This is a genomic window from Stenotrophomonas sp. TWI1409, assembly GCF_039673015.1.
Classification (GTDB): domain Bacteria; phylum Pseudomonadota; class Gammaproteobacteria; order Xanthomonadales; family Xanthomonadaceae; genus Stenotrophomonas; species Stenotrophomonas maltophilia_A.
The window spans coordinates 20,906-29,827 of sequence record NZ_JBDJKU010000052.1 but is presented as its reverse complement, the minus strand read 5'-3'; the positions used below and the strand labels follow the sequence as shown (position 1 = coordinate 29,827).

General features: G+C 67.7%; 7 protein-coding genes. 5 read left to right on the top strand and 2 right to left on the bottom strand.

The genetic code is table 11. The features are described 5' to 3' along the window. Window positions 1-75 precede the first annotated feature (75 nt). Window positions 76-468 (bottom strand): carboxymuconolactone decarboxylase family protein, encoded by a 393-nt coding sequence (locus tag ABE423_RS15810; protein ID WP_004146041.1) that lies wholly within the window; start codon window positions 466-468, stop codon window positions 76-78. Further along, entirely contained in the window at window positions 465-755 is a 291-nt protein-coding gene (gene grxC / locus ABE423_RS15805) for a glutaredoxin 3 (RefSeq protein WP_049400919.1), read from the bottom strand. The genes ABE423_RS15810 and grxC overlap by 4 nt, the downstream gene beginning before the upstream one ends. A gap of 88 nt (window positions 756-843) precedes the next feature. Here grxC and ABE423_RS15800 point away from each other — a divergent pair, with 88 nt between their 5' ends. The 5 genes from ABE423_RS15800 to ppx all read left to right on the top strand — a co-directional run bounded on the left by ABE423_RS15800 (window position 844) and on the right by ppx (window position 8,763). Continuing rightward, on the top strand, window positions 844-2,544 hold the full coding sequence (locus tag ABE423_RS15800) for a M48 family metalloprotease (protein WP_180838317.1): 1,701 nt from the start codon (window positions 844-846) through the stop codon (window positions 2,542-2,544). Between the two features lie 116 nt (window positions 2,545-2,660). Then, window positions 2,661-3,350, top strand: coding sequence for a phosphate regulon transcriptional regulator PhoB (gene phoB / locus ABE423_RS15795; RefSeq protein ID WP_005408258.1), 690 nt, complete (start codon window positions 2,661-2,663; stop codon window positions 3,348-3,350). A gap of 106 nt (window positions 3,351-3,456) precedes the next feature. Beyond that, window positions 3,457-4,788: a phosphate regulon sensor histidine kinase PhoR gene (gene phoR / locus ABE423_RS15790; protein WP_032129078.1), complete on the top strand. Its 1,332-nt coding sequence runs from the start codon at window positions 3,457-3,459 to the stop codon at window positions 4,786-4,788. A 4-nt stretch (window positions 4,789-4,792) separates the two neighbouring features. Then, window positions 4,793-6,880, top strand: coding sequence for a polyphosphate kinase 1 (gene ppk1 / locus ABE423_RS15785; protein WP_049400920.1), 2,088 nt, complete (start codon window positions 4,793-4,795; stop codon window positions 6,878-6,880). Window positions 6,881-7,236: 356 nt separating this feature from the next. Beyond that, complete coding sequence (gene ppx, locus ABE423_RS15780; RefSeq protein ID WP_010483920.1) at window positions 7,237-8,763, top strand: exopolyphosphatase; 1,527 nt, start codon at window positions 7,237-7,239, stop codon at window positions 8,761-8,763. Window positions 8,764-8,922: the final 159 nt, after the last annotated feature.

The window sequence follows — 8,922 nt, the reverse complement described above, 5'->3', positions numbered from 1 at the left end:
GCTGTGCGGGCCGCGGGCCGGCACCCTCGGCCAGGTGGGGCTCCGGGACTGCCGCCCCGCGGCCGGCACTACCCTTTAGTGCGCGTGCGCTTCCGGGGCGGCGGCGCCGCCTTCGAGCTGGTCGAGGAAGTCGACCGCGCGGCGCAGGTGCGGGATCACGATCGAGCCGCCGACCACCAGGCCGACCGAGAAGGTCTCGAAGAACTCTTCTCGGGTCACCCCGGCGTCCTTGCACTGGGCCACGTGGTAGCTGATGCAGTCGTCGCAGCGCAGCACCATCGAGGCCACCAGGCCCAGCAGTTCCTTGGTCTTCACATCCAGCGCGCCGGCCTGGTAGGTCTGCGTGTCCAGCGCGAAGAAGCGGCGCACCACCTGGTTCGGCTCGCCCAGGATCCGCTCGTTCATGCGCTTGCGGAAGTCGGTGAACTCGGCGATGCGGTCCTTGCTGCCGTCGTCGGCCGCGCTCATGCCTGGCCCTGCCCGGCCAGCAGCGGCTCGAGCTTGCCTTCACGGTGCAGGGCCATCATGTCGTCGTAGCCGCCCACGTGGACGTCGCCGACGAAGATCTGCGGCACGCTGGTACGGCGGGTCAGTGCCATCATCTTCTCGCGCTCGACCGGGTCCAGGTCGATGCGGACCTCGGTCCACTGCTGGCCCTTGCTCTTCAGGAAGTTCTTGGCGGCCACGCAGTACGGGCAGACGGCGGTGGAATAGATGGTGATGGCGGGGGCACCGCCGGCGGTCTGGGCTGTCACGGGAAACTCCACGATGGATCGACGGTCTACATATGGTACCGGTGCGCTGGAATTTCCACGCCACGGCCGCAACACTGTGGATTAACGAATGGTTGCCCCCCACCCTGCCACGCTTGGCGCGCCCTGCCCGAGGACCCACTGCTTGCGAGCCCTGCTGCTGACTACCGCCGTCACCCTGGCCCTGGCCATGCCGCTCGCCCAGGCCCAGGAGAAGCTGCCCGACATCGGCTCCTCGGCCGGCGAGCTGCTGACCCCGGCCCGCCAGGCCGAGTACGGCGCGATGATGCTGCGCGAGCTGCGCAACTACGGCTACCTGCTGGATGACCCGCTGGTCAACGACTGGCTGCAGACCATGGGTACCCGGCTCGGCTCCAACAGCGACCAGCCTCGCCAGCCCTACACGTTCTTCGTGATGAAGGACCGCCAGATCAACGCCTTCGCCACGCTGGGCGGCTACATCGGGGTCAATGCCGGCCTGGTGCTGACCGCCGAGCGCGAGGACGAGGTCGCGGCGGTGCTGTCGCACGAAATCGCGCACGTCACCCAGCAGCACGTGCTGCGCGGGGTCGAGCGTGCCCAGCGCGACCAGATCCCGATCCTGCTCGGCATGCTGGCGGCGGTGGTGGCCGCACAGGCCAGCAACAGCACGTCGTCCGGCAACGCGACCATGGCCGCGATCAGCTCGGGCATGGGCCTGATGCAGCAGCGCCAGATCAACTACACCCGCTCCAACGAATCCGAGGCCGATCGCCTCGGCATCCGCACGCTGTCGCGCAGCGGTTACGACGTGGACGCCATGGCCGGCTTCTTCGAGCGGATGGCATCGGCGATGCGCGGCAACGAGGGTGGCTACAGCGTGCCCGAGTTCCTGCGCACCCATCCGGTCAACATCACCCGCATCAGCGAGGCGAAGGCCCGCGCCGACCAGATGAAGAAGGACACGGTGCTGCTGACCACCAGCACCCCCAGCGGCGAGCGCAGGGAGCGCGTGGACCCGGCCGATCCCAGCCTGGCCGAACCTCTGTTGCGCGGAACCAACCCGCTGCTGCCCAGCAGCGTGCTGCGCATCCCGATGGGCCAGCTCAGCCGCGGCGCCAGTGGCGACTTCGACTGGGCCCGCGAGCGCCTGCGCGTGCTCAGCGCGGATTCCACCCCCGAGCTGGAACGCGAGTATGCCGATCTGGCCAAGCGTCAGAAGGACGGCCTCAACGATGCCCAGCGCTATGGCCAGGCGCTGGCGGTGATGCGCAGCGGTCGCGCCGGCGCCACCCAGGCCCGGCAGACCCTGGCAGGCCTGCTGCAGACCCGCCCGGACAACCTGTGGCTGGCTCTGGGGCTGGGCGAGGCCGAATCGCGTGCAGGCCAGACCGCCCAGGCCAACAGCCGCTTCGAGCAGTTGCTGCGTCAGCACCCCAACAGCCGTCCGGTGGCGCTGACCTATGCCGAGATCCTGAACGAACAGGGCAGCCGCGAGGCGGGCCAGCGCGCGCAGGCCATGCTGCGGCCCCTGCTGTCGCAAAGCGGTAACGATCCGGTCTTCCAGCAGCGGTACGCCCGCGCCAGCGAGTTGGCCGGCGACAGCGTGCGTGCCAGCGAGGCCTACGCCGAGGCGGCCTTCCTCAGCGGCCGGCCGGAACAGTCGCTGATGCAGCTGCAGGCGCTCAAGCGCAACCCGGCGCTGGACTACGTAGGCCGGGCGCGGGTGGATGCGCGCATCGAGGCGATCACCCCCACCGTGCTGGAGCTGCGCCGGCAGGGCGTGCAGGACCCGGACCTGGACCGCCGCTGAGCGCTGCATGACCGGCCGATGGCAATCCCGAACGGTTCCGGCCAGGTAGTCACAAACATGTCATCAAACCGTAGTCTACTGGCACCACTCCAGTAACCGAGCCCTACGGTGTCCTCGTGCAGAAACGCATCCTGATCGTCGATGACGAGCCCGCGATCCGTGAAATGGTCGCCTTCGCCCTGCGCAAGGGCGATTACGAACCGGTCCACGCCGGCGACGCCCGTGAGGCCCAGACCGCCATCGCCGACCGCGTCCCCGACCTGATCCTGCTGGACTGGATGCTGCCCGGCACCAGCGGCCTGGACCTGGCCCGGCGCTGGCGCAAGGAAACCCTGACCCGCGAAGTGCCGATCATCATGCTGACCGCCCGCGGCGAAGAGAACGACCGCGTGGGTGGCCTTGAAGCCGGCGTCGACGACTATGTGGTCAAGCCGTTCTCGGCGCGCGAACTGCTGGCCCGCATCCGTGCGGTGATGCGCCGCGCCCGCGAGGACGACGAGGACGGCAGCGTGGCGGTCGGCCCGATCCGCATCGACGGCGCCGCCCATCGCGTGTTCGCCAACGACCAGCCGGTGCCGATCGGCCCGACCGAATACCGCCTGCTGCACTTCTTCATGACCCACCCGGAGCGCGTCTATACCCGCGCCCAGCTGCTGGACCATGTGTGGGGCGGCAGCGTGTACGTGGAGGAGCGCACCATCGACGTGCACATCCGCCGCCTGCGCAAGACGCTGGAACCGTTCAACGCCGAAAACATGGTGCAGACCGTGCGCGGCGCCGGCTACCGCTTCTCCACTGCTACCTGAGCCTCGTCGTGCCGGCACCGCGCACCTGCGGGTGCCGGCGCCGGCAACTCTGCTATAACCCTCGGTTCACCCCAGTGAACCGCCGCACCTCAACGACGAGATCGCAATGCCCCGCCACATCCGCTCTGCCTGGTTGAAGACCCTGGCCACCGTTGCCGCGGTACTGCTGTTCGCCGGACTGGTGGGGTGGTTCACGGGCCATCTGTGGTTGTGCATCGCGTTGGGCGCGCTGGCCACGCTGGCATGGCATTACTGGCGCCTGCGCAGCGTGCTGCGGCGGCTGACCGCGCGCCAGCGATGGGATACCGCCGAAGAAGGCACCGGCGTCTGGAACGAGCTGGACCGCCTGCTGTACCGCAACCAGGTGGAAATGCGCGTGCGCAAGCGCCGCCTGCTGGACATGCTGCGCAGCTATCGCGCTGCGGCCGCCGCACTTCCCGATGCGGTGGTGGTGCTGGACCGCAACAGCCAGCGCGTGCAGTGGTTCAACGAAGCGGCCACCGCCCTGCTCGGCCTGCATCACCCCGGCGACCTCGGCGAAGCCCTGGTTGAACGCCTGCAGCCGATGCCGCTGGCGCACTGGCTGGCCGGCGGCCGCAACGCCGAACCGATCCTCGACGTGCCTTCGCCGGTCGATCCGGCGATCCGCCTGAACCTGCGCCTGATTCCCTATTCGTCGGATTACTGGCTGCTGATCGCCCGCGACGTCAGCAAGCTGCTGCGCCTGGAACAGGTGCGCCGCGATTTCGTGGCCAACGTTTCACACGAACTGCGCACGCCGCTCACCGTGGTGCACGGCTACCTGGACATGATGGACCCGGAGGACTTCCCGGGAACCGGACCGATGCTGGAAGAAATGCGCAAGCAGAGCCAGCGCATGGCCCAGCTGGTGGAAGACCTGCTGACCCTGTCGCGCCTCGAATCGCAGGAACACAGCGAGGAAGAGACCGTGGCCATGCAGCCGATGCTGGCGACGCTGCGCCGCGAAGCCGAAGCGCACAGCCAGGGCCGCCACCAGATCAGCATCGACGACCTGGCCGGCGTTGACCTGCAGGGCTCGACCAAGGAACTGCACAGCGCCTTCTCCAACCTGGTCACCAATGCGGTGCGCTATACGCCGGCCGGTGGCCGCATCGCCGTGGAGTTCCGCCGCGAAGGCGACGGTGCCGTGCTGGCGGTGCGCGATTCCGGCTATGGCATCCCGGCCTCCCACCTGCCGCGCCTGACCGAACGTTTCTACCGTGTCTCCAGCAGCCGCTCCCGCGAAAGCGGCGGTACCGGCCTGGGCCTGTCCATCGTCAAGCACATCCTCGGCCTGCACCACGCACGGCTGGAGATTGAAAGCGAAGTCGGCAAGGGCTCGGTGTTCTCCTGCCATTTCGATGCCGACCACGTGCGCCCGCGCGAGTCCGCCCCCCTGACCTCCATCGAAGAATGACGCCATGAGCAGCCTCGGATCCCTCCCCCTCCCCGTGAGCCCGGACAACGATCCGTTGCGCGACCCGGCGCTGTACATCAACCGCGAGCTGTCGCAGCTGGATTTCAACTTCCGCGTGCTGGCCCAGGCGATGGACCCGCAGGTGCCGCTGCTGGAGCGCCTGCGCTTCATGTGCATCTCCTGCACCAACCTCGACGAGTTCTTCGAGATCCGCGCCGCCGCCGTACGCCACGCGCAGGAATTCGGCCTGCCGCCGGCGCCGGACGGGATGAGCCCGCAGGCCATCCTCAACGCCATCCATGACCGCGCCGCGGAACTGGTGGACCAGCAGTACCGCTGCTGGAACGAGACGCTGCGCCCGGCGCTGATGGAGGCCGGCATCGGCGTGCTCGGCCGCCATTCCTGGACCGATCGCCAGAAGCGCTGGCTGCGTGCGTACTTCCGCAACGAGATCATGCCGGTGCTGTCGCCGCTGGGCCTGGACCCGGTGCACCCGTTCCCGAAGATCCTCAACAAGTCGCTGAACATCGTGGTGGTGCTGAAGGGCACCGACGCGTTCGGCCGCGCCGGCCACCTGGCCATCGTGCGTGCGCCGCGCTCGCTGCCGCGCATCATCCAGCTGCCGGAAAAACTCGGCGGTCCGCAGAACTTCGTGTTCCTGTCCTCGGTGCTGTCCACGTTCGTCGATGAACTGTTCCCGGGCATGGAAGTCCAGGGGGCCTACCAGTTCCGCGTTACCCGCAACTCCGAGCTGGTGGTGGACGAGGAGGAAGTGGAGAACCTGGCGCTGGCACTGCGCGACGAACTGGTCGACCGCGGCTACCGGCCGGCAGTGCGCCTGGAAATCGCGCAGGACATGCCGCGCGACATCGTGCGCACCCTGCTGCAGAACTTCGGCCTGACCGAGAACGCGGTGTACCGCATCGACGGCCCGGTCAACCTCAACCGCATCATCCAGCTGTACGACCTGATCGCGCAGCCGGACCTGAAGTACCCGCCGATGACCCCGCGCACCCTGCGCGACAGCGACGGCATTTTCGAGACAGTGGCGCGCCACGACCTGCTGCTGCATCACCCGTTCGATGCCTTCACCGCCGTGCTGGACCTGATCCGGCAGGCGGCGGTCGATCCCAACGTGCTGGCGATCAAGCAGACCCTGTACCGCACCGGCAAGGATTCGCTGATTGTCGATGCACTGATCCAGGCCGCACGCAACGGCAAGGACGTGACCGTGGTGGTCGAACTGCGCGCCCGCTTCGACGAGGAAGCCAACCTCGGCCTGGCTGATCGCCTGCAGGAGGCCGGCGTGCAGGTGGTGTATGGCGTGGTCGGCTACAAGACCCACGCCAAGATGCTGCTGATCGTGCGCCGCGAGGGCCGCAAGCTGCGCCGTTACGTGCACCTGGGTACCGGCAACTATCACAGCGGTACCGCCCGCGCGTACACCGACATCAGCCTGATCACCGCCGATGCGGACATCGGCAACGACGTGCACCTGCTGTTCCAGCAGCTGTCCGGGCTGGCCTCGAAGATGAAGCTCAAGCGCCTGCTGCAGTCGCCCTTCACCCTGCACACTGGCATCCTCGGCCGCATCGAGCGCGAGACGCGCATCGCCGCCGCAGGCCGCCCGGCGCGGATCATCGCCAAGATGAACGCCCTGAACGAACCGCAGGTGGTACGCGCGCTGTACGCCGCCTCGCAGGCCGGCGTGCAGATCGACCTGATCATCCGCGGCGCCTGCACCCTGCGCCCGGGTGTGCCGGGCATCTCGGACAACATCCGCGTGCGCTCGATCGTCGGCCGCTTCCTGGAGCACAGCCGCGTCTACTGGTTCGGCAACGACGGCGCACCGGAGATGTACTGCGCCAGCGCCGACTGGCTGGAACGCAACCTGCTGCGCCGGGTCGAGACCTGCTTCCCGATCCTCGACCCGGAGCTGGCCAAGCGGGTCTACCGCGAGGTCCTGCAGAACTACCTGGACGACAACCTCAACGCCTGGGAACTGGATGCCGACGGCATCTACCACAAGCGTGCGCCGGCCCACGACGAGGCACCGCATTCTGCACAGATGGCACTGATGCAGGGTCTGTAACCCGGTGTGTCGACCAAGGTCGACACCTACCAGGAGCGGTAGGCACCGATTTGGGGCTGGATAGGATCAGTGCCGACCAACGGTCGGCACCCACCATCAGATCGCAGAAATCTGTCGAAGGCGGGGTGGGTCCGGTTGAGGGGGCGTGAGCCGCATGGATGCGGCGACCGAGCTTACATGGACGTACTTGCAGCGTCCCCCTCGACCGGACCTGCCCCGCCATCCCACGGATAGCCAGCTCTTGACGTTGACGTTGCCTCTGCAGGTGCAGGGCGCAGCCCAGCCGCACTCCCCTCTTCCAAAATGTGAAGGTCGCGCGGTGACGAGCACACCGCCCCTTCGGCTAACATTCGTCCATGCCGCACACCACCACGACTCCGCCCGCATTGCAGGATGGCGACCTGCTGGCCGCCATCGACCTTGGCTCCAATAGTTTCCACATGGTCATCGCGCGCTACACGCTCGGCCAGCTGCGGGTAATCGACCGCCTGCGCGAGACGGTGCGCATGGCCGACGGCCTGGATGGCAAAGGGGGACTCTCCTCCGCTGCCCGGCAGCGCGCGCTGGAATGCCTGGCCCGCTTCGGCCAGCGCATCCGCAATGTACCGCCGCACCGGGTGCGCGCACTGGCCACCAACACCGTGCGCCAGCTGCGTTCACCGCAGTCGTTCCTGGTTCCCGCCGAAACCGCGCTCGGGCACGCCATCGAAGTGGTCAGCGGCCGCGAAGAAGCGCGCCTGATCTACCTGGGCGTGGCCCATGCACAACCGCCCAAGCCCGGCCAGCGCCGGCTGGTCATCGACATCGGCGGCGGCTCCACCGAATTCATCATCGGCATGGGCATGCAGACCCTGGAGCGCGAAAGCCTGCAGGCCGGCTGCATTGCCAGCACCCGGCGTTTCTTCCCCGGCGGCAAGCTGAGCAAGAAGCGCTGGAAGGACGCGCTGGCCGAGATCGGTCGCGAGTTCCAGCCCTTCGCCAGCAAGTACCGCGCGCTGGGCTGGCAGGAAGCGCTGGGTTCTTCGGGCACGCACAAGGCGATCAGCGAGATCTGCGCGACGATGAAGCTGAGCAAGGGCGCGATTACCGCCGAGGCCCTGCCGCAACTGCGCGACGAACTGCTGAAGGCCAAGAAGATCGACGACATCCAGTTGCCGGGACTGTCCAGCGACCGCCGCCCGATCATTGCCGGCGGCATCCTGGTGCTGGAGGCCGCCTTCCAGGCGCTGGGCCTGCAGAAGCTGCTGGTCAGCAAGGCCGCGATGCGCGAAGGCATCCTCTACGACATCGTCGGCCGCGCTGGCGAGAACGATCTGCGCGATGAATCGGTGTCCGCGCTCAGCCAGCGCTACGGCATCGATACCGTGCAGGCCGACCGTGTGCAGGACACCGCGCTGTCACTGCTGGAACAGGTGCAGGAACGCTGGCGGCTCGATGCCGACGACGCGCGCATGCTCGGCTGGGCCGCGCGCCTGCACGAGCTGGGCCTGATGATCGCGCACAGCGGCTACCACGTGCATGGCAGCTACGTGCTGGAACACTCGGATATCGCCGGCTTCTCGCGGCAGGAACAGCAGATGCTGGCCGCGCTGGTGCGCAGCCATCGCCGCAGCGTGACCAAGACCGCCTTCGACGCCCTGCCCGAGCGCCTGCTGCTGACCGCTCGCCGGCTGGCCGCCCTGCTGCGCCTGGCGGTGCTGCTCAATCGTGCCCATGAGGACGATCCACTGCCGGCGTTGGAACTGACCGCCGACGACAACCGCCTGTCGTTGATCGTGCCGCAGGCCTTCATTGATGCCCGGCCACTGCTGCGCGCCGATCTGATCGGCGAGACCGACGGCATCGCCGGGCTGGGCATCCAGTTCCGGCCCTTCGTAGCCTGAGGCTCACACTTTCCCGCGAGGGAAAGAAGGTCACACACCGTTACGGTTCGCGCATGCGCCCCCGGTTGACCTGCTGCGACGCAGCAGATCAAGTCGGGGGAGCGCATTCAGCGTTACAGCTAAGCGACTGCTTTTGTTGAGCTTTCGTGAAATCTGACG